The organism is Nocardioides sp. Soil805, assembly GCF_001429625.1.
GTDB lineage: Bacteria > Actinomycetota > Actinomycetes > Propionibacteriales > Nocardioidaceae > Nocardioides.
Genome location: NZ_LMSU01000001.1, coordinates 822,613 through 847,912, shown reverse-complemented (window position 1 = coordinate 847,912; position 25,300 = coordinate 822,613). Strand labels below are relative to the sequence as shown.

Sequence of the window (25,300 nt, the reverse complement as noted above, 5' to 3'; positions counted from 1 at the left end):
TCCGACTCCGGTCGGAGCGGCTGATGTGCGTGGGCGATCGACCGACCACCTCGTGGGTAGCGTCGTTGCGGGCGCCGTACGGCGCCCACGCCCCCGAGTCGAGGAGTACTGACGTGCCGAAGATCTTGATCGTCCTGACCGGTTCCGACCACTGGACCCTCACCGACGAGACCTTGCACCCGACCGGCTTCTGGGCCGAGGAGCTGCTGTCCCCGCTGCAGGTGTTCTCCGATGCCGGGATCGACGTCGACCTCGCCAGCCCGGAGGGCAGGACGCCGGTGGTGGACGAGGGCAGCCTCGCCCCGGACGCCATCGGCGAGGAGGAGTCGGCGAAGCAGCGAGCGGCCCTCGACGCCCTCGCCGGCCGGCTCGAGTCGACCCTGGTGCTCGCCGACGTCGACCTCGACTCCTACGACGCCGTCTTCGTGCCCGGCGGCCACGGCCCGATGGAGGACCTCGCGGTCAGCGACGACCTCGGCCGCATCCTCGTGACCATGCTCGACGGCGGGAAGGTCGTCTCCTCGGTCTGCCACGGCCCGGCCGGTCTCCTGCCGGCCAGGCGCGCCGACGGCTCCTGGCTGTTCGCCGGGCGCAACCTGACCGCCTTCACCGACGCCGAGGAGCAGCAGGCCGGGCTCGCCGACAAGGCGCCCTGGCTGCTGGAGTCCCGTCTGCGCGAGGCCGGCGCGACCTTCTCCTCGGGAGAAGCGTGGGCGCCGTTCGTCGTCGTCGACGACACGCTGGTGACCGGCCAGAACCCGGCGTCCAGCACCGAGGCCGCGCAGAAGGTCGTCGGACTGCTCACGTCCTGACGACTGAGGTCGCCGCCCGCGATCCAGCTGCCCCTCGACTGTGTGGGATCGGTGCCACCTGGTGACACCGATCCCACACCGAGGGGTCAGGGAGCGATGACCAGCTCGGCGCCCGGATGGGGGGCAGGATGTCCTGTCCTCCGGGTGGGCCCCCCGGGGCTGACCAGCGCCCGCCCGCTGACCGTCCTTCGAGAGGACCCGGTCAGGACCCGTCGTCCGTGGTCAGCTGCAGGGTGACGGAGCCCGTGGCGCCCCCGGGCACGGACAGGACGGTGATGCTCCGCTCGGTCAGCGGGTAGCCGAGGTCGCTGGTGGCGCTGAGGCGCTCGGGGGAGACGGTGATGGTCGACTGCTCGCCGCACCCGACCGGCTCGCCGGGACCGGGCAGGCAGGTGCCCGCCTGGGGGTTGCTGGTGCTGGCCGACCACGCCACCGCACGGCCCGAGAGGCTGGTGAACGCGAGGTCCGTCGCCGTCAGCCGGGCGATCCCGGCCGAGGAGTGGGCCCACACGAGCCGGCCCGGCGAGGTCACGGTGAACGTCGCGGGCGGGGCGTCGAGCACCAGGTCGGGGACCCGCAGTGCGGTCTGCAGCTGCACCGTGAACGGGGTGCGGGACGTGGGGAAGTACGAGAGCCGGTACGTCACCGGGTCATCGAGGAAGTAGGCCGTGCGTCCGTGCCCGAACGACGCGATGTCGTTGCTCGCCGGGTCGCTCAGCGACGGTCGGCCCCTCGATCTCGCCCCGGACAGCTGGGGGTGCACGAGCTGGTCGCCGCTGGCCTCGAAGACCAGCACCTGCTCGCGCCCCGACCCGTCGGGCTCGATCCGCACCGGCCGTCCGTCGAGGTCGGCCGGGATGACGACGCTGCGGAGGGCGCGGACCGGGCGCGGCTCCTTCACGGTGACCAGCACCCGCCCCGGTGCCAGCGGGGAGATGGTCGTGTCCCCGGCCGTGGTGCGGACCGGGAGACCCGGCTCGAGCAGCATCGACCCGCCGTACATCCGGTGACGACCACCGTCCGGCGTCAGGACGTCCTGGCCGTACTCGCCGCTCGCCAGCAGGACGCGGTCCCCGCGAGGCACCCGGACGAGCGCGTAGTCGACGAACCCGGGGCGCTGCCCGGTCGGGGTGAACGCCCAGCCGTCGACCTCGAGCCGGTGCACTCGGCCCTTCACCAGCTGGAGCAGCCGGCCCGGGCTGTCCCCGGGTGCCGCACGGAACGAGAAGGTGTGGACCCCGTTGCCCCGCAGGCGCCACACGAAGGGCCAGGTGGGCTCGAGCGAGCGGTCCCCGCGCAGCAGCCGGGTCCGCGACCCGGTCAGTCCGTCCCGGGCGCCGGTGTCGAGCGACACCACGTCGCCGCGTCGCCCCCGGAAGGAGATCCGCACCCGCTGGCCGCGCCGGTCCACGCTGACCGGCCCGTCGCCGTACGCCACGCTCACCCGCTTCACCGGGCCCGCCCCGGCCGGGCCCGCGGTCGCCGCCACCCCCGTCGCCGGCCCCGGCGTGGTCACCGCACCCGCGGGCACCCCGAGCAGAGTTCCTCCCAGCACCAGCGCCAGGACGGCGCCCGCCCCGCCCGTCGCCCGGTTGCTCGTCGTCATGTCGTGACCCCCGTGGTCGTCGTGTCGGACGCGACGACTCTAGGACCACGCGCACCGTCCGGTGGGCCGCCGGTGTGCGGGCTAGGCCCGGAGACCGGCGAGCCGCTCGAGGTCCGCGAGCACCTCGTCGAGGCGGTGGACGAGGGAGATGTGGCCCTCGTCGTCGAGGAGGTGGGCCTGCGCTCCGGGGACGTGGCCGGCGAGCCACTCGCCGTGGGCGAACGGCACCATGGCGTCCTGCCGGCCCTGCCACACGGCGACCGGCACGCGGATGTCGCCGACCTCGAAGCCCCAGGCACTGATGGCCGCGATGCCGTCGTCGCGCACGCCGCGGGTGCCCTGGGCGCCGGCCCGCCGGAAGGTCCGGGCCAGCCAGTCCGACATCTCGGGGGTGAGCGCCTCCCGGTCGACCGGGGTGACGAGCCCGCCCATCGCCTCGGTCAGCTCCTCGGGCGTCGCGTCCAGGATGGGCGTGAAGCTCTCGTCGAGGAACGCCTCGTACGCCTCCGGCCCGGCCTCGGCGGCGTGGTACTCCGCGTGGTTCTCCTCCGCCATGCCGGCGAACCAGTCCAGCCCGGGAGCGTCGTACGGCGCGACACCGGCCAGCGACGCCGCCGCCCGGCAGCGGTCCGGCAGCAGCGCCGCACAGGCGAGCGCCCGTGGACCGCCGCCCGACCAGCCGAGGGTGAGGAACCCGTCGATCCCGAGGTGGTCGAGGACGGTCCGGGACTCCTCCACGTCGTCGACGTACCGTCCGGGTGCCGACCGCGGGGTCGAGGACCCGTACCCCGGGCGGGAGTAGGTGACCAGTCGCAGGCCGAGGTCCGCAGCGACGCGGTCGAGGGGCGCGTACTCGGCGGCCGCCGAGGGCGAGCCCCCGTGGTAGAGCAGCCCGAAGCCGTCGGGGTCGCCCCCGGTCAGCACCTCGATCACGCCGCCGTCACGTGTGGGGACCTGGAGGGTCGAGGTGCGAGGGCTCATGCCGGCCAACGTAGTCGCCCGGGCGCACGTACGCAGTCGGGCGGACTCGGGTGGCTGGGCGCTAGGGTCCGCCGCATGGCCGACTGCGTGTTCTGCGGGATCGTCTCGGGCGACGTCCACGCCGAGGTGGTGCTGGACCGCGAGGACTTCGTGGGCTTCCTCGACGCACGGCCGGTCTTCAAGGGCCACGTGCTGCTCGTGCCCCGCGAGCACGTCGAGACCCTGCCCGACCTCCCCGCTGCGCTGCGCGACGGCTTCCTCGCCGCCGCGCAGGACCTCGCGGTCGCGGTCAAGGAGGCCCTCGGCGCGCAGGGGTCCTTCGTCGCCATGAACAACACCGTGAGCCAGTCGGTCCCGCACCTGCACATGCACGTCGTGCCCCGCACGAAGGGCGACGGGCTGCGGGGCTTCTTCTGGCCGCGGACCAAGTACGCCGACGGCGAGGCCGCCGACCACGCCGCCCGGCTGCGCGCCGTCCTCGACGCCTGAGGTGCAGGCAACCTATTCGCGCGCGTCCGCGTCTGTCCTGCGAGGGCCGCGTCGGGCCCGACACCGAGGGGGAGACATGACCACACTCGTCACCAGGCTGCTCGGGCCGTTCCTGGCCCTGCTCCTGAGCCTGTACGCCGTCCCGGCGGTGGCCGCGCCGACGCCGGCGCCGGAGGCGGGCGCGCCGGGCGCCGGGCGCGCGATCGCCACGCGCGCCGACGTGCCGTGGGACCAGGTCGGTGCCGGCTGGACGCTGGCGAGCGTCGCCCACGGCCGGCGCACCCGCGGCGGCTACATCGACGCCCGGCAGCGCACCCTCGAGCTCATCTCGCCCGAGGGCACCCGTCACGAGCTGTACCGCTCGCGCATCGTGCTGCAGCCGAAGGGCTGGCAGTCCGGTGACTTCTACCTCAGCGACGTCGACCCGGCGCGGCGTACGGCCCTGCTCCTCGCCACCGTCAGCGCCCGCCGGCAGGGTGCCACCGAGGTCGACCTCGTCACCGGCGCGACCCGCAGGCTGCGGCTGCCGTTCAACGCCGGCGGCGTCGGGATGCGACCCGACGGCACCGGCGTCCTCGTCCAGACCGTGCAGGGCAACGTGCTCTCGATGGGCTGGACGGGCGGGCGCACGGTCCTGGCCCGCGACATCGAGGGCGGCCTCATCACGAGTGCCGACGGCTCGGCGCTGGTCGGCAGCACCCGTGACGCGCTGCGGGTGGTCACGTTCGACGGGTCCGCGGGCAGCACGGTCGGTGCCCCCGGCGACTGCCGCCCACTGCGCTGGTACGACGCCGACGCCCTGCTCGCGTCCTGCTCCTCGCGGCGCGGCACCCGGCTGACGGCCCTCGGGATGGACGGGACCGTGACCCCGGTCGCCGGCCTGCGTCGGACCACCAGCCGCGGCTTCCGCGGCCCCAGCTGGGACGACACCGAGGTGCGGGTCGTGGGCGGGCGTACCTACTACGAGGGCAACGGCCCCTGCGGCGGCTCCTTCATCACCACCGAGCGGGCCGACGGTTCGGTGAAGATGGTCCGCGTCCCCGGCAGCACCGGTGGCGTCTCCCTGCTGGACGCGGTCGGGGAGCGGCTGCGGGTCGCCCACACCGCGACCTGCGACACCGGCCAGCCGCGCTCGGTGCTCGCCCTCTTCGACCCGGTGACCAAGGACGAGGAGGTGCTGGTCGCCCTCGGGCGGCGCCAGGCCTGGTCGCAGGTCCGGACCTGGGACGAGCGTCGGCCCTGGGGCTTCTAGGGCCGGGGAGACCGGGGCCGGCGCGGGTACTAGGGTCGGCCCGACGTGCGGGGCGCACCCGCCTCACCACCCAGCTCACCGGACGAACAAGGAGTCACTCATGGGCCGCTACGACGGACGGGTCGCAGTCATCACCGGAGCCGCGCGCGGCATCGGGTTCGGTACGGCGCAGCGCTTCGCCGCCGAGGGCGCCAGCGTCGCCATCCTCGACCTCGACGAGGCCAGCGCCCAGGAGGCGGCCGGCCGCCTCGAGCTGGTCGAGGGCGCGAAGGCCGTCGGCATCGGCTGCGACGTCGTGGACGGTGCCGCCGCCGAGGCCGCGGTGCAGCGCGTCGTCGACGAGCTCGGTGGCATCCACGTGCTCGTCAACAACGCCGGCATCACCCGCGACAACCTGCTCTTCAAGATGTCCGAGGACGACTGGGACCTGGTGATGAACGTCCACCTCAAGGGCGCCTTCAACATGACCAAGGCCGCCCAGAAGCACTTCGTGGAGCAGCGCTACGGCAAGATCCTCAACCTCTCCAGCGTCTCCGCGCTGGGCAACCGCGGCCAGGCCAACTACTCCGCGGCCAAGATGGGCGTGCAGGGCTTCACCCGCACCCTGGGCATCGAGCTCGGCCCGTTCGGCATCAACGCCAACGCCATCGCACCCGGCTTCATCGCCACCGAGATGACCGACGCCACGGCCGCGCGGGTCAAGATGAGCGTCGAGGACTTCCGTGCCGCAGCCGCCGAGTCGAACCCGGTCAAGCGGGTCGGCTTCCCCGAGGACATCGCCGCCGCGGCGGCGTTCCTGTGCAGCGACGAGGCGTCGTACATCACCGGTCAGACGCTGTACGTCGACGGCGGCGCCAAGCTCGGCTGATCCCGCACCTCGCGCGGCGTGGCGGGGGAGACGAACGTCACATTCCCTCGCGCTGCTCCCGCCTGACACGCCCCCGGCCCGCCGCCGGGGGCGTGCCGCGTTCTGGACATGTCCGGCAGGTGAACCTACGGTGGCGGACTGTCACCGTGTCCTTTCCCGTGAGGACGCGGCGCACCACAACCCGATAACCCTCCCCGGGCAACGCCGAGTCCTGCCCGCCCGGGGCGGACCCCCGAGAACGTAACTTGGGCAGGAGTGGGGGACCCACAGGTTCCACCGCCGGACCGGACGACCCGGGACGGCTTGGGGTGAAGCCACTCACGAGTGGCGGAGCACTTTCCAGCTCCAACCCGACAGCTCACCTCACAGGCGTGGGAAAGGACTTTGCCATGCCCGCGATCCGTCGCACCGCGCGTTCCTGCGCTCTCAGCATCATCAGTCTCGGCGTCGTCGCCGCCGGTTCCCTCGGTGTCTCGCTCGCCGCAGCCCCCGCCCAGGCGGCCTCCGACCGTGACGCCGTCGTCATGGACCAGGGGCAGTACAAGCAGTTCCGCGAGCGGGAGGCCAAGCGCCTCGAGGTCTCCCGGAAGCGCGAGACCAGCCGCGTCCAGACCGCCCTGTCGGTCGCGCTCGCCCAGCGCGGCGACGCCTACGTCTACGGCGCCGCCGGCCCGAACGCCTTCGACTGCTCGGGCCTCGTGCAGTTCAGCTTCGGCCAGGCCGGCATCAACCTGCCGCGCACGTCGAGCGCCCAGGCCGGCGCGACGCGTCGCATCGCCAAGGACGACATGCAGCCCGGCGACCTGATGTTCTTCACCGGCTCGGGCGGCGTCTACCACGCCGCGATCTTCCTGCGGTGGGACAACGGCCACGCCCTGATGGTCCACGCGCCGGGCTCCGGCCGCAGCGTCACCGTCGCCGCCCCGTGGACCGACGCCTGGTTCGCCGGCACCGTGCGCTGACCCAGCGCCGCACGTCACACCGCGCGAGCTCCCGGTGACGGGCGCGCCTTCCCCCTGGGGGAGGGCGCGCCCGTCACACTTGACGGCGTTCGACTCGCACCACCACCCGATCGGAGTTCCCCCGTGCTTCCCCGACTTCCCCGACGCCTGCGCGTCACGGTCGCGACCCTGGCCGTCGCCTCCCTCCTGCTCGCCGGCTGCGGCAGCGACGACGAGGAGCCCACCAGCTCGCCGGCGCCGGCCGACGAGACGAGCGAGACCACGGTCGCCGAGCCCGAGGAGCCGGCCCTGTGGCCGCTGACCGGGCTGCCGATGAAGGGTGAGGCCCCCGCCAACCCGGTCATCGTCACCAAGGTCGACAACACCCCGTCCAGCTCCCCGCAGGTCGGCCTGGGCCAGGCCGACATGGTCGTGGAGGAGCTCGTCGAGGGCGGCGTGACCCGGCTCGCGGCGTTCTACTACTCGCAGCTCCCCAAGGTGGTCGGTCCCGTCCGGTCCATGCGGGCCAGCGACATCGGCATCGTCCCGACCGGCGCGCACGTCGTCACGAGCGGTGCCGCGGCGGTGACCCTGGGCCGGATCAACAAGGCCGGGATCCCGTTCGTCACCGAGGGCGCCAAGGGCGTCTACCGCGACAACGCCCGCTCCGCGCCGTACAACCTCTTCGCCGACCTCAAGACCATCGCCGGCGGGATCAAGGGCGGCGACGCCCCGGAGCCCTACCTCGCCTTCGGCGAGGAGGGCGACTTCTCCGGCGGCAAGCCGGCCTCGAGCCTGTCGGCGGCCTTCGGCAACCACACCACGACCTGGCAGTTCCAGGGCGGGAAGTACGTCAACACCAACTCGTACGCCGCCCAGGGCGACGTCTTCCCGGCGACCAGCGTGCTGGCCCTGCGGGTGCAGATCGGTGACGCGGGCTACCGCGACCCGGCCGGCTACCCCGTGCCGGAGACCAAGTTCGAGGGCAAGGGCCAGGCGGTGCTGTTCCACGGCGGCAAGGTCGTGCGTGGCACCTGGACCAAGGACGGGCTCACCGGCGCCATCGAGCTCACCGGCCCGAAGGGCGGCGAGATGACGGTCCCGGCCGGTCGCACGTGGGTCGAGCTCGTCCCCGCCAGCAGCGGCGACCTCACCTGGAGCAAGTGACCCCTGTCGCGGCTCCCGCGGCCGGGACCCCTCAGCCGGCGACCTCGTCGCCTGGAGGGCCCGGCCGGGGGAGCGCGACGCCGGCCACCACGACCGACCTGAGGCCGGCGAGGACGTAGGCGATCGCGGTCTCGACGCGCGCCGCGTCGGCCGCGGGGTCCTCGCTGGTCGCCACGGACGCGCCGGCCGAGGCCAGCGCGCCGAAGAAGATCCGGGCGAAGGTCAGCAGCATCGCCTCGTTGAGCTACCACGCCTGCGTCGGCAGCACCATCCGCACGATCTCCACGACCGTGGCGAACGTCGAGCGCTCCTCCTGCTCGCGGAAGCGCTCGTAGCCCAGCACCGAGGGGCCGTCCTGGACCACCACGCGCCGGTAGTCGGGGCGCTGGACCACCTCGAGGAAGGCCCGTACGCCGGCGTCGGCCTTCTCCCACGGGTCGCTCTGGCGGTCGAGCGCCGCCTGGATCGCCTGTCCGGCGGTGGCCTCGACGCGCCCGAAGACGGCGTCGAAGAGCGCCTGCTTGCCCGAGAAGTGGTGGTACAGGGCGCCCTTGGTGACCCGGGCGCCGGACACGACCTGCTCGAGCGAGGTGGCGGCGTACCCCTGTTCGGCGAAGAGCTCCTCCGCGACGTCGACGAGGGCGCGCCTGGTCGAGGCGGAGAACTCCTGCCGCCGGCTCGCGACGTCGGGGCCGCGGGACCCGGTCGGGTCGCCCGCCTGGGAGGACATCCCGGCAGTGTAGGCACGCATCCGGCGCCGGCGATCCGACATGATGGGGCCATGACCGACGTCGCGCCCGGGATGCTGCTGCTCGCGACGCCCGGGCTCACCGACCCGAACTTCGCGCACACGGTGGTGCTGCTCCTCAACGCCGACGAGGAGGGAGTGCTCGGGGTGGTCCTCAACCGGCCCTCGCAGGTCCCGGTCGCCGAGATCGACGAGGTCGGGGCCTGGACCCCGACGCTGACCTCCCCGGAGGTCCTGTTCAAGGGCGGCCCGGTCAGCGTGGAGGGCGCCATCGCGGTGGCGATGCTGCGCGACGTCGACGACCAGCCGGTGGGCTTCCGCTCGGTGCAGGGCCGGCTCGGCATCGTGGACCTCGACACGCCCGTCGCGCTCTTCGAGGGCAGCCTGGTCGGGATGCGCATCTTCGCCGGGTACGCCGGCTGGGACGCCGAGCAGCTCCGGGGCGAGATCGCCCGCGGGGACTGGTACGTCGCCGCCGGCGAGACCGGCGACTTCTTCCGCGACGACCCCTCCGAGCTGTGGCGCGACGTCATGCGCCGCCAGCCCGGCCAGCTGGCGTGGCACTCCACACGCCCGGTCGACCCCGACCTCAACTGACCCCGGACTGACCTAGACTGGCCCCCATGAGCACCATCGGATTCTCGCCCGGCACCGAGACGATCGAGGACCGTCGCACCCAGCCGACCGACGATGGTGACCACGAGCGGTTCAGCCACTACGTCCCCAAGGACAAGCTCACCGAGGCCATGGTGATGGGCACCCCCGTGATCGCCCTCTGCGGCAAGGTGTGGGTGCCCTCGCGGGCGCCGGAGAAGTACCCGGTGTGCCCGGAGTGCAAGGAGATCTGGGAGTCGATCAAGCCCGGCGGTGACGGCTCGGGCGACGGTTCCGGCGGCGGTTCAGGCAACGGTCCTGGCAATCAGGGCCCCGACGCGTGACGGGGCGGCACGACGCCGTACCCCCCGCTCCGGTCCTCGCTCCGGCCTGGCCGGAGCGCGCGGCCTGGGGCACGGCCCCCCTGCTGCGGGCCTGGCAGCAGGCGGCGATGGAGCGCTACCTCGCGAGCAACCCGCGCGACTTCCTCACCGTCGCCACGCCCGGGGCCGGCAAGACGACCTTCGCCCTGACGGTCGCCGCCGACCTGCTCGGTCGGCGCGTCGTCGACCGGATCACCATCGTCGCGCCCACCGAGCACCTCAAGACCCAGTGGGCGGAGGCCGCCGCCAAGGCAGGCATCCCCATCGACCCGACGTACGCCGCCGGCAAGGGCAGAACGTCGCAGGACTACGTCGGCATCGCGGTGACCTACGCCGGCGTCTCGGTCAACCCGCTGGCCATGCGGATCCGCACCGAGCGCTTCAAGACGCTGGTCATCCTCGACGAGATCCACCACGCGGGCGACGCGCTGTCGTGGGGTGAGGGCGTGCGCGAGGCCTTCGAGCCCGCCGCCCGTCGCCTCGCGCTGACCGGCACCCCGTTCCGCTCGGACGTCAACCCGATCCCGTTCGTCACCTACGCCCCCGGCGACGACGGGATCCCGCGCTCGGTGGCCGACTTCACCTACGGCTACGCGCACGCGCTGGCCGACCACGTCGTGCGTCCGGTCCTCTTCATGGCCTACTCCGGCGAGATGACCTGGCGCACCCGCGCCGGTGACGAGATCGCCGCCCGTCTCGGCGAGCCGCTCACCAAGGACATGCACGCGCAGGCACTGCGCACCGCGCTCGACCCGGCGGGCTCGTGGATCCCGTCGGTGCTCGAGGCGGCCGACAAGCGCCTCGCGGAGGTACGCCGCCACGTCCCCGACGCCGGTGGGCTCGTCATCGCCTCCGACCAGGAGAAGGCGCGTGCCTACGCCGGGCTGCTCAAGAAGATCACCGGCGAGTCCCCGACCCTGGTGCTGTCCGACGAGAAGGCGTCGTCGAAGAAGATCAGCCAGTTCAGCGACTCCGACAAGCGCTGGATGGTCGCGGTGCGGATGGTGTCCGAGGGCGTCGACGTGCCCCGGCTGGCGGTGGGCGTGTGGGCGACGATGACCTCGACCCCGCTGTTCTTCGCCCAGGCCGTCGGACGCTTCGTGCGGGCCCGGTCGCGGGGCGAGACGGCCTCGGTGTTCCTCCCGTCGGTCCCGCACCTGCTCGGCTACGCCTCGGAGCTGGAGGTCGAGCGCGACCACGTGCTCGGCCGCAAGGTCACCGACGAGGACGACATCTTCGCGGCCGAGAACGACCTGCTCGCGGCGGCCAACGCCAGCGAGACCGCCTCCGGCGAGCTGGAGATGTCGTGGGAGGCGCTCGGCTCGACGGCCTCGTTCGACCGGGTGCTCTACGACGGCGGCGAGTTCGGCCACTCCGGCGAGGTGCACGTGGGTTCGGAGGAGGAGATGGACTTCCTCGGCATCCCCGGCCTCCTCGAACCCGACCAGGTGCGCGAGCTCCTGCACTCGCGCCAGTCCGAGCGCGCCATCAAGCAGAAGGCCGCCCGGCCCGAGGCCGACACGGTGGCGGAGGTGTCCACCCACGAGCAGCTGGCCATCCTGCGTCGCGAGCTCAACGGTCTCGTCGCCGCCTGGCACCACCGCACCGGGCAGGCGCACGGCATCACCCACGCGACCCTGCGCAAGGAGTGCGGGGGGCCGGCGGCCGCGGTGGCCAGCGCCGACCAGCTGCACGAGCGGATCAACCGGATTCGGGACTGGGCGGTCCGCAAGTCCTCCTGAGCCTGGGCGCCCTTCGACGCGCCCGGGACGCGGACCAGCCGCCGCCCGCGGGTGCGGACGACGGCCGGTGCCGATCGCTCAGCCGGGTCGCTCAGCGCTCGACGTTCCAGCGCCGCTCGACCGAGAAGGCCCGGTCGACGCCCTTGCCGCCGTTGGCCCGGTCGAAGCCGAGGCCACCGACCAACACGTCGTTGCCGAGGTGGCCGAGCAGTCGGTCGTTGCCCTTGTCGCCCTGGACGCGGTCGTTGCCGGCGTTGCCGCCCAGCTCGTCGTTGCCCATGCCGCCGCGGACCTTGTCGTCACCGGCGTTGCCCTTGATCCGGTCGTCGTCGTCGCCACCGAAGATGACGTCGTCACCGCCCATCGCCGTGACCAGGTCCTCGCCCTTGTTGCCGAAGAGCCGGTCGTTGCCGGAGCTGCCGGTGATCCGGTCGTCGTCCTTGCCCCCACGGGCCACCATCGAGGTGCCGGTGCCGGTGCACGTGAGCGTGGGTGCGTCCGCGATGTCGACGCCGTAGCCGATCGTGTCCTCACCGCCCCGTCCCACCGCCCACATGGCACAGCCCTGCAGGTTGATGACGTTGCCGGCGGCACCCGTGCCCTTGACGGTCACCTTGGCAGTGATCGCGTCGACGTCCTCGACCCCGCTCACGCGCTGGTCGACCGTGACGTCGGGGGAGCCGGTCTCGAACTGGCCGCTGCGCAGGTCGAGCAACATCTGCGTGTAGTCGTGGGCGACCTGGAACAGGTCCGTGCCGTCGCCACCCTCCCAGGTGGAGCCGTCGAGCACGTGGGACCGGATGGTCATCGTGTCGTCCCCTCCGGCCATGTCGAGGTCGGTCGTGGTCGGCGTCGCGCCGGTCGCGGGGTCGCGCAGCGTGAAGGTCTCCGCCGCGTCGGTCCCGTCGAAGCCGACCCGGGTGGCGGTCGACTCGACGACGTAGTCGGTCACCGACCCCTTCCACCTCAGGACGGTCGCGCCGTCGCGGTCGACCGCGCCGGTGGTGGCGTTGATCGCGACCACTCCGCCGTCGCTGTCGGCCAGGGTGTCGGCGCCGTCGCCGACGTCGACCGAGCCGCTCGGGGCCTGGGTGCCGTGCCAGTCGAGCACGTCGTCGCCGACGCCGAGGTCGAGCTTGTCGGCGTTGGGCTGGCCGGCAGTGCCGCTGCCGACCCCGTCGTCACCTGCGCCCGTGGTGACCGTGTCGGCGCCGGCCCCGGTGGACACCTGGTCGGAGGCGGCGCCACCGGTGTAGGTGTCGTCCCCTGCTCCCAGCGCGGTCGTCGCGGTGACGCCCTCGGGGAGGGTGGACGCGTCCACCGCGTCGTTGCCCTCACCCGCGTCGACCGACGTCGGCGTCGTGGCGGTGCCGGGCAGCACGCAGATCGTGTCGTTGCCGGCCAGCGCCGTGACGGTCGAGCCGACCGTGGCAGCGATGACGTCGTCACCGGGAGTGCCGGTGACGGTGGCCTGGCCGCTGCCGTCGATGGTCACGGCCTTGCCCTGGCAGGCGATGGCGGCGGCTGCCTGCGCGCCGGGCGCGATGAGCAGCGCTGCCGCGACGAGAGCCGTGGTCCCCGTGGCGGCGACCGTGCGGCGTACGTGGTGATGCATGTGTTCTCCCTCTGATCGTTCGGTGTGTGAACACCCCGTCTCGGGGCGGTGCGAAGAGCACTCAGGGGTGTGACGACGGCCGCCGCTAGATGGTTGTCACTAGATTGGCCACATGGCCACCGAAACCTCGCAGACACTCGACCGGGGGCTGCGGGTGCTCGAGGTGCTCGCCGAGTCGCCCCACGGCCTCACCGTCACCGAGCTCGCCGCCGAGCTGGAGGTCAACCGGACGGTCGTCTACCGGTTGACCAGCACGCTCGAGCAGCACGGTCTCGTACGCCGCGACGGCCGCGGGCGGCTCTTCGTGGGCCTCGGCGTCCTGCACATCGCCTCGGCCGTGCAGCCGCTGCTGCGTGACCTGGCGGTCCCCGTGCTCCGCAGCCTGGCCGACGCCATCGGCTGCACCGCCCACCTGACGGTCGCCGACGGCGACGAGGCGCTCGCGCTGGCTGTCGTCGAGCCGTCGTGGACCGACTTCCACGTCTCCTACCGCGTCGGCGCCCGGCACGCGCTCACCCAGGGGGCGGCCGGCAAGGCCATCCTGGTGGGCCGCGACAACGGCACGGCATACGTCGTCACGACCGGCGAGCTCCAGTCGGGCGCCCAGGGGCTCTCCGCCCCGGTCCGTGGTGTCGACGGCCTGGAGGCGTCGGTCGGCGTCGTCACCCTCGGTGGCGGCATCGACGAGGGGGTCGTGGCCCCCCGGGTGCTGGCGGCCGCCGAGTCGGTGCGCCTGGCCCTGGTCGGCGACGTCAGCCGCTGAAGGGAACGATCCCGGGACCCGGTCGGGTCGCCACGTCGCGCCGACCGGTGACCTCGTGGCCGTCCCGGCAGCGCAGCACGACGTCCACCTCTGCGCCGCAGCCCACGTGCTCGAACTCGACCGGGGACCCCTCCGGGTCGGCGAGGTAGCGATCGCCCCAGTGGCGCACCGCGACGAGCACGGGGTAGAGGTCGAAGCCCTTGTCGGTCGGGCGGTACTCGTGGCGCTCGCGCTGGCCGGGCTCGCGGTAGGGCACCCGGCGGAGGATGTCCGCGTCGACCAGCAGCGCCAGCCGGTCCGTCAGCACCTGGCGGGGCATCCCGGTGTGTCGGCGCATGTCCTCGAAGCGGCGTACGCCGTTGAAGACCTCCCGCAGCACCACGAAGGTCCAGCGCTCGCCGAGCACCTCCATGGCACGACCGACCGTGCAGTTGTCGGTGGACCAGGCGAGCGCGGGCGGGGGCGTCGTCATGGCGCCACCCTAGGTCTGATTGACAGACTCAGCAAGGAGGGTGCAGGCTGGATCCATGACCCAGACCCAGAGCCGCCCCGACCACGGCGACTTCGCCACCGACTCCCGCGTGGTCGAGTGGGCCCGCCCCGGCCAGGGCGACCTCGACCGGCTGCTGGCCGCGACCGGCCTCGAGCAGCTGCAGATGATGGCCGCCGGCGAGCTGCCCCGGCCGCCGATCATGGACACGCTCGCGATGACGGGGTTCCGTCCCGAGCAGGGGCGCGTCGTCGTCGAGATGCCGGCGCAGACCTTCCACTACAACCCGCTCGGCGGGGTCCACGGCGGGGTCATCTCGACGCTCCTCGACACCGCCGCGGCATGTGCGGTCCACTCCACGCTGGCGGTGGGGGAGATGTACACCTCGCTCGACCTGACCGTGAAGTTCCTGCGCCCGGTCACCGCCGACTCCGGCCTGCTGACCTGCGAGGGCACCGTGCTGCAGCGCGGGCGGCGGACGGCGCTGGCCCAGGCCGAGCTGCGCGACGAGGCCGGCAAGGCGGTCGCGCACGCCATCTCCAGCTGCATGATCTTTCACGCCACCCAGGGCTGAGCTCGCGAAACCCTGGTGAGCGGCGGGAGATTGAGGAGGGCTCGGCTCGAGCGCGCCAGCGCGCGAGCGACCCGTCTCGAAATCAGCCCACCGCGGACCGGGCCAGAGGAAGCACGCGGTGGGGGATCTGGGTCGCGAGGGCGATGACGGTGGTGCAGCGCTCGATGCCGGGCTCGGTGAGCACCCGGTCGATGACCCGCTGGAGGTCCGCGTTGGACCGGGCCACCACCCGCGCCCACATGTCCCCGGCCCCGGTGATCGTGTAGGCCTCCAGCACCTCGGCGATGTCGGCGAGGTGGGTGGCCACGGCGTCGTGGCCCGACCCCTGGCGGATCTCCAGGGTCAGGAAGGCCATGACCGGGAAGCCCAGCGCCTCCGGCGAGAGGTCCGGCCCCCACCCCGTCACCACACCGCTGGCCGCGAGCTTGTCGAGCCGGGCCTGGGCGGTGCCGCGGGCGACCCCGAGCCGGCGCGACGCCTCCAGGACGCCGATGCGGGGCTCGGCGGCGAAGAGCTCGATCAATCTGCGGTCCAGGTCGTCCACGGCGTGCGTCTCTCCTGTGCAGGTTGACCAGCATTTCGACGTACTGTTGCACACTCTGTCGATCATCGAGGAGGCTGTGTGCATGACTTCGACGACCGACCAGCCTTCCACCGGCGCCGCGCTCACCACCGACGAGCTCAAGGCCGACCTCACCCTCGAGCAGCTCAAGCAGCTCGTGGGCCTCGTGGAGTACGACGAGGACAGCGACGTCTTCCCGGTCACCGGGTGGGACTCGATCGTCTTCGTCGTGGGCAACGCGACCCAGGCCGCGCACTACTACCAGTCCGCGTGGGGCATGCAGCTCGAGGCCTACTCCGGCCCGGAGAACGGCAACCGCGACCACAAGTCCTTCGTGCTGCGCTCCGGCTCGATCCGCTTCGTCATCAACGGTGCCGTCGACCCCGACAGCCCGCTGGTCGAGCACCACCGCCGCCACGGCGACGGCGTCGTCGACATCGCGCTCGAGGTGCCCGACGTGGACAAGTGCATCGCCCAGGCCCGCAAGGCCGGCGCGACCGTCGTGCGCGAGGTCGAGGAGATCACCGACGAGCACGGCACCGTGCGGATCGCGGCCATCGCGACGTACGGCGAGACCCGGCACACGCTGGTCGACCGCTCGCGCTACTCCGGCCCCTACCTGCCCGGGTACGTCGCCAAGGCGAGCACGTTCGAGAAGAGGGAGGGCCAGCCCAAGCGGCTCTTCCAGGCCCTCGACCACATCGTCGGCAACGTCGAGCTCGGCAAGATGGACGAGTGGGTCGAGTTCTACAACAAGGTCATGGGCTTCACGAACATGGCCGAGTTCATCGGCGACGACATCGCCACGGACTACTCCGCGCTGATGTCCAAGGTCGTGGCCAACGGCAACCACCGCGTGAAGTTCCCCCTCAACGAGCCGGCGATCGCGAAGAAGAAGTCGCAGATCGACGAGTACCTCGAGTTCTACCGCGGCGCCGGCGCCCAGCACCTCGCGGTGGCGACCAACGACATCCTCGCCTCGGTCGACGCGCTGCGCGCCAACGGCGTGGAGTTCCTCGACACCCCGGACTCCTACTACGAGGACCCCGAGCTGCGGGAGCGGATCGGCAACGTCCGGGTGCCGATCGAGGAGCTGCAGAAGCGCAAGATCCTCGTCGACCGCGACGAGGACGGCTACCTGCTGCAGATCTTCACCAAGCCGCTCGGTGACCGCCCCACCGTCTTCTTCGAGCTGATCGAGCGGCACGGGTCGCTCGGCTTCGGCAAGGGCAACTTCAAGGCGCTCTTCGAGGCCATCGAGCGCGAGCAGGACGCCCGCGGCAACCTCTGATCGCAGGTACGACGCCGCCACCCCGCTCCGCCGGCTCGGATCTAGGCAGGCAGTACTCAGGTCGCGCGCGTCCGGACGTCAGGCGCCCGCGACGTGTCGGGACCGCGCGCGTCCCACTCCTCGTCGAGGAGCGCGTACTCCACCTCGTCCAACCACCCGAGCTCCTGGTGCCACAACGCCTTGAGCGAGAGGCGTTCCCGGCGCATGCCGGCGCGCTCGAGCACGCGCACGGAGGCGACGTTGTCGGCGTTCGCGGCGGCCGTCACCCGACGCAGGCCGAGCCTGTCGAAGGCCGCTCGCACGAGGGCTCGGGCCGTGGCGGTCCCGATGCCCTGCCCCGCAGCCCGGGGGTCGACGACGTAGCCGATGACACCGTCCGTCCCGGTCGGGTGGCCCGGTTGGCCGGATCCATCGACGATGTCGAGGAACCCCATGGCCACGACCTGACCGTCGCGTTCGACCACACACGAGTAGTCGGTCGGGCTGTGGGGCACCGCGAGCCATTCACGCCGGAGGTCGTCGGGGTCGACGTGGGTCCGCACCATGAAGTGGTTCACCCCGGGGTCGTTCCGGAAGGACTGCAGCACCGGGACGTCTGGCTCCACGGCCTCGCGGAACACCAGGCCGTCCAGCCGCACCGGCCAAGGACTCCTCTGCATGGCCCAGAGCGTCACAGGTCTGCCACTGGTCGGCAACCGGGTTCCGGGGCCTCAGCCATCCGGTGAGAGGCGGGCGGCCCCTCAGGCGGGCGCGGGCGCCGCGGAGGCGCGCAGCTCGTGTGCCTCGTCGACCCCCGAGGACATCGCCCAGCGGATGGTGCCGGTGGCCAGGGTACCGAGTGCCTTGACGACCGTGCGCTCCGAGACCGGCAGCCAGGGCAGGCGCAGCGGGCGGCGGGTCCAGCGCGGCATCAGGGCGATGCCGGCGGCCATGAGCACGGCATACGCCGGGCGGGCGGCGACCGGCAGGTCCGGGTGCAGGACGAGGAACCGCACCGCGGCGCGGGCCTCGTCGGTGGCGCGCAGCTCCGGGCGGAAGTCCTCGAGCACCGTCCGCAGCTCGGCCACCGTGGTGGGCGGGTCGATCACGCCGAGCCTGCCGGCCACCAGCGCGGCCTGGGCGACGTAGGCGTCGCACCCGGCCTCGTCGAGCGGCCGCGCGCCGTACACCTGGTGGGCGAGCAGGAAGCTGTCGACCTCCGCGGCGTGGACCCAGGCCAGCAGGTGCGGGTCGGACGCGGCGTACGGCGTGCCGTCCGGCATCGTGCCCGTCACCCGCTCATGGATGGCGCGGACCGCGCGGATCGCCTGCTCTGCGTGGTCGATCGTGCCGAAGGTGGTGACGGCCAGGAACTGGCTGGTGCGCGCCAGCCGTCCCCACATGTCGCCGCGGTAGCCCGAGTGGTCCGCCACGGCCTGCATCGCGGCCGGGTGCATGGTCTGCAGGAGGATCGCGCGGATCCCGCCGATGAACATCGAGGCGTCCGCGTGGACCCGCACGATCTCGGAGTCGGCGTCGAACCAGCGCGGCCCAGGAGTGCCGTGGATGCGGTCGCGGGCGCGGGGACCGTCCGGCCCGGCGACGCGCCGGAAGATCTCGCGGCCCAGCCGCGCGCGCAGGGGAGTCATGTCCTCGACCCTACGAGGGGGCCCGAAGGCGTGCTACGCGGATGGGAAGAGGTTGACGTATCGAGAAACGATGGCATATCGTCACTCGATAACATCGAAGATCGATATGGGGGACTCCATGACCGGTACCGGGACCCAGCGCAGCACAGATCCGCTCCGCTTGCTCGAGATCCTGGTCGGGCTGATCGTCGCCGTGATGGCGGTCCTGGCCTGCGCCGTGGTCGTCGGAGTGGTGTTCGGCAGCGGCTCGGTCCCGGGTCTCGATGCCGAGGTGTGCGCGTCGGGCTCGGGTGACGAGCCCGCCTTCCGGCAGGTCGAGGGCGGTGCCACCGGCCCCGTCGGGCTCCGCGACGGCGTCGCATGGAGGGTCGAGGAGGTGCAGGTCTGCGACCCGGACCCCGATGGCGTGACTCGGGCGCTCGCCGGCGCGGGGCTGGTCGTGTGGGTCGGCGGACCTGTTCTGTTCTTCGCGATGTTCTGGCGATTCCTGCGTCGGGCCCGTCGGGACGGGGTCTTCGCCGACCAGGTGCCCGGCGCGCTGACGACCCTGGGCAGGATCGTGATCGCCTGGGCGGCGCTCGACTTCGTGCTCTCGGGGTGGATCAATGCGGCGCTGCTCAACCGGATGACCGACAGCGCGCTGGTGCTCACCGCGACGGTCCCGTGGCTTCCCGTCCTCGTCGGCATCGCCCTGCTGGCGCTGGCACGCGTGATGGGCGAGGCCGCGGGCATGCGACGCGATGTCGAGGCCATGATCTGATGGCACGACGCGCGAACGCGGCCCCCGAGCCCGAGGATCCGCACGGCGTCTCGGTGCACCTCGACGAGGTGCTCGCGGACCGGGGGATGACCCTGACCGAGCTCGCCGACCGGGTCGGCGTCACCGTGGTCAACCTCAGCGTCCTCAAGAACGGCCGCGCCAAGGCAGTGCGCTTCTCCACGCTGACCCGAATCTGCCGAGTCCTCGAGTGCCAGCCGGGAGACATCCTCCGCGTCGACTGACAGGCTCTGACCATGATGATCCGGCCCGCCGAGCTGGCGGCGATCAAGGCAGGCACCGTCGACCTCGCGTTCCGCCGGTGGGCACGGCCGCGCGTCGTGGTCGGGACCCGGATGCGCACCGCGGTCGGCGTGCTGGAGGTGACGTCGGTCGAGCGGGCGGGCAGGATCACCGCCGAGGACGCTCGGCGCGCGGGAGCCCCCTCTTTGGCGGCGCTGCGCCGGGCGCTCGCCGCCCGGGCCGACGAGCCGGCCTGGCGCATCGGCCTGGTGTGGGCCGGCCCGGACCCGCGTGAGGCGCTGCGGGAGTCGGTCCCGGACGCCGGGGAGATCGAGGAGATCAACGCCCGGCTCGACCGCCTGGACCAGGCGTCGTCGTACGGCGTGTGGACCCGCGAGACCCTGGACCTCATCGACCTCAACCCGACCGTCCGGGCCCCCGACCTCGCCGCCCGCGTGGGTCGAGAGACGGCCGACTTCAAGAAGGACGTCCGCAAGCTCAAGGAGCTGGGGCTGACGGAGTCCCTCGACATCGGCTACCTGTTGTCGCCACGGGGCCAGGCGGTCGTCGACGCCGGGCTGGCGACGCCGCGCGAGCGTGCGCCCCGGCCCACCGGCACCCCACTGCCGAGGATCGGTGCGCCCGCCACCCGCGCCCTGCGGGCGGAGGGGCTCACCACGCTGGAGCAGGTGGCCGGACGGACCGAGGCGGAGCTCGCCGCCCTCCACGGGGTCGGGCCGCTGGCGATCGGCCGGCTGCGCGACGCGCTCGACGAGCGCGGCCTCGCCTTCGCTCAGGAGGACAGGAACGCCTGAAGCCCCGCGAGGTCGTCGGTGTTGACGTGGTCCACGCCGGCCTCGCGGAGCACCTGCCAGACCGCCTCCCGGTTCGGCAGCGCGGCGTCGGGCGTCGCCCAGAAGCGCACCCGGTGGCCCGCGGCGTGCGCCCGGGCCACGATGTCGTCGAGCTTCGCCCGCTCGTCGGCCGGCATCGGGCCCACGCCCTGCCAGGTGAAGTGCTTGGTCCAGTTGTCGCTCACCAGGGGCATGAGGGTCGCCTCCAGCCCCGACCCGAGGTCGCCCAGCCGGCCGTCGTACCCCGCGAAGCGCTTCTTCTGCGACTGCATGAACGCGAGGTCGCGGTTGCCGCTGATGACGGCGTCCACGGCACGCTGCTTGACCTTCCCGTGCTGGTAGCGGGTGATGGTGTCGTCGTGGGCGGCGAGCGCGGCGTGGACGGCGTCGTACGTCGGGCGGGCGGCGCTCTTGACGTCGATCAGGAGCTGGAAGGTGCCGTCCCAGTCCGGGTGGACGGAGCCGCCGTGGTCGGCCGCGATCTTGGCCAGCGGCTCGAGGTAGAGCGACTCCAGCGTGCGTTCCGGGTCGACGTCGGCAAGGTCGTGGGCCACCAGCAGCTCGCCGTCGACGAGCCAGACGTCGGCCTCGACCGAGGTGAACCCGTGGTCGAGGGCGTCGAGCAGCGGACGCTCGTGCTCGTAGTCGTTGTGGGCGTGCGCCTGCGCGAGGGGCGTCGTCCCCGTGTCGTCCGCCGGTGCGGCGGTGGCCGCCGTCGGACCCACGAGGGCGAGGCCGGCGGCCAGGACGGCCGGGACGAGCAGGGAGCTGAGGATCCGAGATGTCATGGATCGAGTCGAGCCCACGCGGCTGTCCGGCAGGTGGCGAGGTCGTGCACGCCGGGTGACGTCGCCGCGGCGAGCGCGGCGACCTCGACGACCGCGGCGGCTCAGTGCACCAGTAGGCCCACGCCCAGGGCACCCATGACCACGGCGATGCCGGAGTCGAGCACCCGCCAGGCCGACGGCCGGGCGAAGACGCCACGCAGGGCGCGCGCACCGAAGCCGAGCGTGGGGAACCAGATCAGGCTGGACACGACGGCGCCCGCGCAGAACCACCAGCGGTGGTCGTCGAAGCTGTTGGCCACGGTCCCGAGCATCACGATCGCGTCGAGGTAGAAGTGCGGGTTGAGCCACGTCAGGGCGAGGGTGAGCAGCATCGCGCGGCGTACGGACATGGTCGTGCCGCCCTCGGCGTCGAGCGCCACGGGACGCCACGCGCGCATCGCCGACTGCACGCCGAAGGCCAGCAGGTAGAGCCCGCCGCCGATCTGCGCGACCGGCAGCACGGCGGGCCAGCGCTCCAGGACGAGGCCGAAGCCCGCGACGCCGGCCGTGATCGCCACGATGTCGGAGAGCATGCACACCGCGATCACGGGCAGCACGTGCTCGCCACGGATGCCCTGACGCAGGACGAAGGCGTTCTGGGCGCCGACGGCGACGATCAGGGCGAGACCGGTCAGGACACCGGTGAGGAAGATGCTCAACATGTGTAGAACGCTAGGTCGGAAGCAGGCTTCAATCCAGCGAAGTATTCTGAGGAATCATGAGACTCTCTAAGTATGAAAGACGTCACTCAGATCGACCCCGTGTCGCTGCGCACGCTGGCGACCGCCGTCCGGCTCGGCACCTTCGAGGCCACGGCCCGGGAGCTGCACGTCACCCCCTCCGCGGTGAGCCAGCGGATCAAGGCACTGGAGACCCACGTGGGCCGGGTGCTGGTGCACCGGGTCAAGCCGCTGGAGGCCACCGAGGCCGGTCACGTGCTGGTCCGGCTGGCCGCCCAGACCGAGCTGCTGGAGCGCGAGGCGGTGGCCGAGCTCCTCGAGGGCGAGGACCCCGGGGAGGACGATCCCTTCGCCGCGGTGCCGATCGCGGTCAACGCCGACGCGCTCTACACCTGGCTCGTCGACGCCCTCGTCGAGGTGCAGTCCGCCCACCGGGTCACCTTCGAGATCGTCCGCGAGGACCAGTCCCGCACCACCGAGCGGCTGCGTCGCGGGGACGTGATGGCCGCGGTCACCTCCGATCCGCGTCCGGTGCCCGGCTGTCGCGTCGTACGGCTGGGGTCCATGCGCTACCGCGCGGTGGCCACCCCGGCCTGGGTCGCGGCGCACCTCCCGGACGGGGCCTCCGCGGCCGCGCTGGGGCGGGTGCCGCTCATCGCCTTCGACCGCAACGACACCCAGCAGCACGACTTCCTGCGCAAGGTGACCCGTCGCCACCTCACGCCGCCGGTCACCTGGATCCCGTCGGTGGGGGAGTTCGACAACGCCGTACGCCGGGGGATGGGGTGGGGGATGATCCCCGAGGTCCAGGTCCGGGCCGACCTCGACGCCGGTCGGCTGGTCGAGATCGTGCCCGGTCGGCACACCGACGTGCCGCTCTTCTGGCAGCACTGGCGCCTCGAGTCGCCGTTGATGGCCGACCTGACGAGCGCCATCACCGGCGCGGCGCGTGGCTGGCTGAGCTGAGACGCTGTGACCGGGTGGTCAGAGCACCTTGGAGAGGAAGGCCTGGGTGCGCTCGTGCTGCGGGTCGCCCAGCACCGTGCGGGGGTCGCCCTCCTCGACGATGACGCCGCCGTCCATGAAGACCAGGTTGTCGCCGACCTCGCGGGCGAAGCCCATCTCGTGGGTCACGACCATCATCGTCATGCCCTCGGACGCGAGGTCCTTCATGACGGCGAGCACGTCGCCCACCAGCTCGGGGTCGAGCGCCGAGGTGGGCTCGTCGAAGAGCATCAGGTCGGGCTGCATCGACAGCGCCCGGGCGATGGCCACCCGCTGCTGCTGGCCGCCGGAGAGGTGGGCGGGGTAGGCCGTCTCCTTCTCCGCGAGGCCGACCTTGTCGAGGTTGGCGCGCGCGATCTCGACGGCTTCGGCCTTCTTGCGGCCCGCGACCTTCTCCTGCGCGATGGTGAGGTTGCGCAGCACGTTCATGTGGGGGAAGAGGTTGAAGCTCTGGAACACGATGCCGATGCGGGCGCGCAGCTTGTCGACGTCGGCGTCGGGGTGGGTGATCTCCTCGCCCTCGACGAAGATCCGGCCGCTCGTCGGGGTCTCGAGCATGTTGACGCAACGCAGCAGGGTGGACTTGCCCGAGCCGGACGGGCCGATCACGCAGACGACCTGACCGTTGGCGACGTGGAAGTCGATGCCCTTGAGCACCTCGTTGTCGCCGAAGTACTTGTGCAGGTCCTGCACGTCGATGGCTGCCTCGGCGCGGCTGGCGTCGGGGGTGCGGGGTGTCGTGCTCTCGGTGGTCATCAGCGGGCCCTCTCGGCGCGGCTCTCCATGCGGCGTACGACGATCGACAACGGCACCGTGATGAGCAGGTAGCACAGGGCGATGACGACGATCGGGGTCAGGTTGGACGCGGAGTTCATGCCCTCCCTGCCGAACTTGGTGAGCTCGTAGCCCGAGAGCGACAGGCCCAGGATGTAGACCAGCGACGAGTCCTTGGTCAGCAGGATCAGCTCGTTGGTCAGCGGCGGCAGGATGATCCGGAACGCCTGGGGGACCACGACGCTCAGCATCGCCCGGGAGTGGGACATGCCCAGCGACCGCGCCGCCTCCATCTGCCCCTTCGGCACCGCCTGGATGCCGGCCCGGATCGTCTCGGCCATGTAGGCGCCGCCGACCAGTCCCAGGGCGAGGGTGACGACGCCGAGGTTGCCGAACGGGATCTCGTAGGCGGGGAAGGCCAGGCTGAAGCCCACGCTGAGCGCGATGAAGACGACCAGGGCCGGGATCCCGCGGAAGAGCTCGATGACCCCGGTCGCGATCCACCGGTAGGGCCCCACGCTCGACAGGCGCATCAGGGCGAGCACGAGCCCCAGCGCCAGGCCGAACGTGAAGCCGCACGCGGTGTAGATGATCGTGTTCTTCAGCGCGATCGTCAGGACGTCGGGGAACTGCTCCTTGACCAGGTCCCAGTTCCAGAACGCGCGCTGGATCTGGCCCCAGTCGGCGATGAACGCGATGGCGAGGATGGCCGCCACCAGCACGGCGTACTGGACGTAGCGCCACCGGGCAGCGCGCTGACGGGGACTCGCCATGGGCTCACATCACCTTCGTCGGGGGTCAGAGGGGGCGGGTCACTCGGTGGGAGCGGTGCCGAACCACTCCTCGTAGACCTTGTCGTAGTCGGCGCTCGCGATGCCGTCGTTGATGGCGGCGAGCAGGTCGTCGTTGCCGCCCTTCTTGACCGAGAAGCCGTAGCTCTCACCGGTCTTGAACTCGGTGGTCACCTCGACGTCGGGGTTCTGGCTCACGAAGTAGTTGAGCAGGCCGTTGTCGTTGACGCCGGCGTCGGCCTTGCCGGTCTTGACCGCCTGCTGCATCAGCGAGGAGTCCTCGAACGAGATGATCTCGGTGTCCTCCGGGGCGTTCTCGCGGACGTAGTCGGCACCGGTCGTCCCGTCCTGGACGGCGACGGTCTTGCCGGCGAGGTCCTCGAGCGAGGCGATGCCCGAGCCGGTCTTGGTCATCAGGGCCTGGGTGGCCTCGAAGTAGGGGTCGGTGAAGTCCATGACGGCCTCACGCTCGTCGGTGATCGTCATCGCGCCGGCGCCCACGTCGCACTGGCCGGTGTTGAGGGCCTCACCGGTCGTGATGGTCTCCCACGCGACGTCGAGGACCTCGGTCTCGAGCCCCTCGTTGTCGGCGGCGATCTTCAGCACGTCGGGGTCGAAGCCGACGACCTCGCCACCCTCGGTGAACTCGAAGGGCTCGTAGGGCAGGTGCGTGCAGATGGTCAGGGTGCCGTCCTTGACCAGGGAGATGCCTGACTCGGTGGTCGTGGTGGTGTCGTCCTTCGCGCAGCCCGCGGCCGCGAGGGCGAGGGCGAGGACGCTGATTCCGGAGGCGAGTGCTCGAAGGTTCATGACCGTCACCCTAGACCTGCTCGACCCCAGAACGTCTCTTGCGTCACATCGAC

At 72.1% G+C, this 25,300-nt stretch carries 30 protein-coding genes and 1 riboswitch; of the genes, 16 read left to right on the top strand and 14 right to left on the bottom strand.

Annotated features, from left to right (window positions below; genetic code table 11):
- Positions 1–113: 113 nt before the first annotated feature.
- Entirely contained in the window at positions 114–812 is a 699-nt protein-coding gene (locus ASG94_RS04265) for a type 1 glutamine amidotransferase domain-containing protein (RefSeq protein ID WP_056925133.1), read from the top strand.
- Positions 813–1,014: 202 nt separating this feature from the next.
- Here ASG94_RS04265 and ASG94_RS04260 read toward each other — a convergent pair whose 3' ends face one another.
- Both ASG94_RS04260 and ASG94_RS04255 read right to left on the bottom strand, forming a co-directional pair.
- On the bottom strand, positions 1,015–2,418 hold the full coding sequence (locus ASG94_RS04260; protein WP_056925132.1) for a hypothetical protein: 1,404 nt from the start codon (positions 2,416–2,418) through the stop codon (positions 1,015–1,017).
- Positions 2,419–2,499: 81 nt separating this feature from the next.
- Positions 2,500–3,399 carry an alpha/beta fold hydrolase gene (locus ASG94_RS04255; protein WP_056925131.1) on the bottom strand — a complete coding sequence of 300 codons (900 nt, stop codon included), beginning with the start codon at positions 3,397–3,399 and terminating at the stop codon, positions 2,500–2,502.
- A gap of 75 nt (positions 3,400–3,474) precedes the next feature.
- Between ASG94_RS04255 and ASG94_RS04250 the strand changes: the two genes are divergently transcribed.
- The 5 genes from ASG94_RS04250 (at position 3,475) to ASG94_RS04230 (ending at position 8,116) form a co-directional block, all read left to right on the top strand.
- Positions 3,475–3,888: an HIT family protein gene (locus ASG94_RS04250; RefSeq protein ID WP_056925130.1), complete on the top strand. Its 414-nt coding sequence runs from the start codon at positions 3,475–3,477 to the stop codon at positions 3,886–3,888.
- 76 nt (positions 3,889–3,964) lie between these two features.
- Positions 3,965–5,140, top strand: coding sequence for a hypothetical protein (locus tag ASG94_RS04245; RefSeq protein ID WP_056925129.1), 1,176 nt, complete (start codon positions 3,965–3,967; stop codon positions 5,138–5,140).
- Positions 5,141–5,240: 100 nt separating this feature from the next.
- Positions 5,241–6,008, top strand: a complete 768-nt coding sequence (locus tag ASG94_RS04240) for an SDR family NAD(P)-dependent oxidoreductase (RefSeq protein WP_056925128.1) — start codon at positions 5,241–5,243, stop codon at positions 6,006–6,008.
- 229 nt (positions 6,009–6,237) lie between these two features.
- A riboswitch (cyclic di-AMP (ydaO/yuaA leader) is annotated at positions 6,238–6,393 on the top strand.
- Between the two features lie 4 nt (positions 6,394–6,397).
- Positions 6,398–6,970, top strand: a complete 573-nt coding sequence (locus ASG94_RS04235) for a C40 family peptidase (protein WP_056925127.1) — start codon at positions 6,398–6,400, stop codon at positions 6,968–6,970.
- A gap of 123 nt (positions 6,971–7,093) precedes the next feature.
- The gene (locus tag ASG94_RS04230) at positions 7,094–8,116 is read left to right on the top strand and encodes a DUF3048 domain-containing protein (protein ID WP_056925126.1); all 1,023 of its coding nucleotides are present in this window, start codon (positions 7,094–7,096) and stop codon (positions 8,114–8,116) included.
- Between the two features lie 31 nt (positions 8,117–8,147).
- On the opposite strand, the gene ASG94_RS22315 is transcribed toward ASG94_RS04230, so the two are convergent.
- Both ASG94_RS22315 and ASG94_RS04220 read right to left on the bottom strand, forming a co-directional pair.
- Positions 8,148–8,348, bottom strand: a complete 201-nt coding sequence (locus tag ASG94_RS22315) for a hypothetical protein (RefSeq protein WP_056925125.1) — start codon at positions 8,346–8,348, stop codon at positions 8,148–8,150.
- A 12-nt stretch (positions 8,349–8,360) separates the two neighbouring features.
- On the bottom strand, positions 8,361–8,846 hold the full coding sequence (locus ASG94_RS04220; protein WP_235537125.1) for a TetR/AcrR family transcriptional regulator: 486 nt from the start codon (positions 8,844–8,846) through the stop codon (positions 8,361–8,363).
- A gap of 51 nt (positions 8,847–8,897) precedes the next feature.
- On the opposite strand from ASG94_RS04220, the gene ASG94_RS04215 reads away from it, so the two are divergent.
- Genes ASG94_RS04215 through ASG94_RS04205 form a run of 3 tightly spaced genes read left to right on the top strand, consistent with a single transcriptional unit; the run spans position 8,898 to position 11,583 of the window.
- Positions 8,898–9,461: a YqgE/AlgH family protein gene (locus tag ASG94_RS04215; protein ID WP_056925123.1), complete on the top strand. Its 564-nt coding sequence runs from the start codon at positions 8,898–8,900 to the stop codon at positions 9,459–9,461.
- 26 nt (positions 9,462–9,487) lie between these two features.
- A complete protein-coding gene (locus tag ASG94_RS04210; RefSeq protein ID WP_056925122.1) occupies positions 9,488–9,802 on the top strand; it encodes a DUF3039 domain-containing protein in 315 nt (104 codons plus the stop codon).
- Positions 9,799–11,583, top strand: a complete 1,785-nt coding sequence (locus tag ASG94_RS04205; protein ID WP_056925121.1) for a DEAD/DEAH box helicase — start codon at positions 9,799–9,801, stop codon at positions 11,581–11,583. The genes ASG94_RS04210 and ASG94_RS04205 overlap by 4 nt, the downstream gene beginning before the upstream one ends.
- A 91-nt stretch (positions 11,584–11,674) precedes the next feature.
- On the opposite strand, the gene ASG94_RS04200 is transcribed toward ASG94_RS04205, so the two are convergent.
- Positions 11,675–13,198: a calcium-binding protein gene (locus ASG94_RS04200; RefSeq protein WP_056925120.1), complete on the bottom strand. Its 1,524-nt coding sequence runs from the start codon at positions 13,196–13,198 to the stop codon at positions 11,675–11,677.
- Between the two features lie 112 nt (positions 13,199–13,310).
- On the opposite strand from ASG94_RS04200, the gene ASG94_RS04195 reads away from it, so the two are divergent.
- On the top strand, positions 13,311–13,961 hold the full coding sequence (locus ASG94_RS04195; protein ID WP_056925119.1) for an IclR family transcriptional regulator: 651 nt from the start codon (positions 13,311–13,313) through the stop codon (positions 13,959–13,961).
- Here ASG94_RS04195 and ASG94_RS04190 read toward each other — a convergent pair.
- Positions 13,951–14,433: a winged helix-turn-helix transcriptional regulator gene (locus tag ASG94_RS04190; RefSeq protein ID WP_056925118.1), complete on the bottom strand. Its 483-nt coding sequence runs from the start codon at positions 14,431–14,433 to the stop codon at positions 13,951–13,953. The two genes, ASG94_RS04195 and ASG94_RS04190, sit on opposite strands and share 11 nt — an antisense overlap.
- A gap of 55 nt (positions 14,434–14,488) precedes the next feature.
- Between ASG94_RS04190 and ASG94_RS04185 the strand changes: the two genes are divergently transcribed.
- Positions 14,489–15,025: a PaaI family thioesterase gene (locus tag ASG94_RS04185; protein ID WP_056925117.1), complete on the top strand. Its 537-nt coding sequence runs from the start codon at positions 14,489–14,491 to the stop codon at positions 15,023–15,025.
- Between the two features lie 82 nt (positions 15,026–15,107).
- Here the strand turns inward: ASG94_RS04185 and ASG94_RS04180 are convergent, their stop codons facing one another.
- The gene (locus tag ASG94_RS04180) at positions 15,108–15,569 is read right to left on the bottom strand and encodes an Lrp/AsnC family transcriptional regulator (RefSeq protein ID WP_235537124.1); all 462 of its coding nucleotides are present in this window, start codon (positions 15,567–15,569) and stop codon (positions 15,108–15,110) included.
- A gap of 82 nt (positions 15,570–15,651) precedes the next feature.
- On the opposite strand from ASG94_RS04180, the gene hppD reads away from it, so the two are divergent.
- Positions 15,652–16,878, top strand: a complete 1,227-nt coding sequence (gene hppD / locus ASG94_RS04175) for a 4-hydroxyphenylpyruvate dioxygenase (protein WP_056925116.1) — start codon at positions 15,652–15,654, stop codon at positions 16,876–16,878.
- Between the two features lie 56 nt (positions 16,879–16,934).
- Here the strand turns inward: hppD and ASG94_RS04170 are convergent, their stop codons facing one another.
- Positions 16,935–17,537, bottom strand: coding sequence for a GNAT family N-acetyltransferase (locus ASG94_RS04170; RefSeq protein WP_056926280.1), 603 nt, complete (start codon positions 17,535–17,537; stop codon positions 16,935–16,937).
- An 81-nt stretch (positions 17,538–17,618) separates the two neighbouring features.
- Positions 17,619–18,506 carry an oxygenase MpaB family protein gene (locus ASG94_RS04165; protein WP_056925115.1) on the bottom strand — a complete coding sequence of 296 codons (888 nt, stop codon included), beginning with the start codon at positions 18,504–18,506 and terminating at the stop codon, positions 17,619–17,621.
- A 118-nt stretch (positions 18,507–18,624) separates the two neighbouring features.
- Here ASG94_RS04165 and ASG94_RS04160 point away from each other — a divergent pair, with 118 nt between their 5' ends.
- From ASG94_RS04160 to ASG94_RS04150, 3 genes are read left to right on the top strand one after another with little or no spacing between them, the layout of a single operon-like run.
- Positions 18,625–19,266 (top strand): DUF2975 domain-containing protein, encoded by a 642-nt coding sequence (locus ASG94_RS04160; RefSeq protein ID WP_156411407.1) that lies wholly within the window; start codon positions 18,625–18,627, stop codon positions 19,264–19,266.
- Positions 19,266–19,508: a helix-turn-helix domain-containing protein gene (locus tag ASG94_RS04155; protein WP_056925113.1), complete on the top strand. Its 243-nt coding sequence runs from the start codon at positions 19,266–19,268 to the stop codon at positions 19,506–19,508. The genes ASG94_RS04160 and ASG94_RS04155 overlap by 1 nt, the downstream gene beginning before the upstream one ends.
- 12 nt (positions 19,509–19,520) lie before the next feature.
- Complete coding sequence (locus ASG94_RS04150; RefSeq protein WP_056925112.1) at positions 19,521–20,321, top strand: hypothetical protein; 801 nt, start codon at positions 19,521–19,523, stop codon at positions 20,319–20,321.
- Here the strand turns inward: ASG94_RS04150 and ASG94_RS04145 are convergent.
- Complete coding sequence (locus tag ASG94_RS04145) at positions 20,300–21,148, bottom strand: phosphatidylinositol-specific phospholipase C/glycerophosphodiester phosphodiesterase family protein (RefSeq protein WP_056925111.1); 849 nt, start codon at positions 21,146–21,148, stop codon at positions 20,300–20,302. The two genes, ASG94_RS04150 and ASG94_RS04145, sit on opposite strands and share 22 nt — an antisense overlap.
- Positions 21,149–21,249: 101 nt before the next feature.
- Positions 21,250–21,849: a LysE/ArgO family amino acid transporter gene (locus ASG94_RS04140; protein WP_200958013.1), complete on the bottom strand. Its 600-nt coding sequence runs from the start codon at positions 21,847–21,849 to the stop codon at positions 21,250–21,252.
- 72 nt (positions 21,850–21,921) lie between these two features.
- On the opposite strand from ASG94_RS04140, the gene ASG94_RS04135 reads away from it, so the two are divergent.
- Entirely contained in the window at positions 21,922–22,833 is a 912-nt protein-coding gene (locus ASG94_RS04135) for a LysR family transcriptional regulator ArgP (protein ID WP_056925110.1), read from the top strand.
- A gap of 18 nt (positions 22,834–22,851) precedes the next feature.
- Here the strand turns inward: ASG94_RS04135 and ASG94_RS04130 are convergent, their stop codons facing one another.
- From ASG94_RS04130 to ASG94_RS04120, 3 genes are read right to left on the bottom strand one after another with little or no spacing between them, the layout of a single operon-like run.
- Positions 22,852–23,628, bottom strand: a complete 777-nt coding sequence (locus ASG94_RS04130) for an amino acid ABC transporter ATP-binding protein (RefSeq protein ID WP_056925109.1) — start codon at positions 23,626–23,628, stop codon at positions 22,852–22,854.
- On the bottom strand, positions 23,628–24,419 hold the full coding sequence (locus tag ASG94_RS04125; protein ID WP_056925108.1) for an amino acid ABC transporter permease: 792 nt from the start codon (positions 24,417–24,419) through the stop codon (positions 23,628–23,630). Before ASG94_RS04125 ends, ASG94_RS04130 begins: the two co-directional genes overlap by 1 nt.
- A gap of 39 nt (positions 24,420–24,458) precedes the next feature.
- Positions 24,459–25,247 (bottom strand): transporter substrate-binding domain-containing protein, encoded by a 789-nt coding sequence (locus ASG94_RS04120; RefSeq protein ID WP_056925107.1) that lies wholly within the window; start codon positions 25,245–25,247, stop codon positions 24,459–24,461.
- Positions 25,248–25,300: the final 53 nt, after the last annotated feature.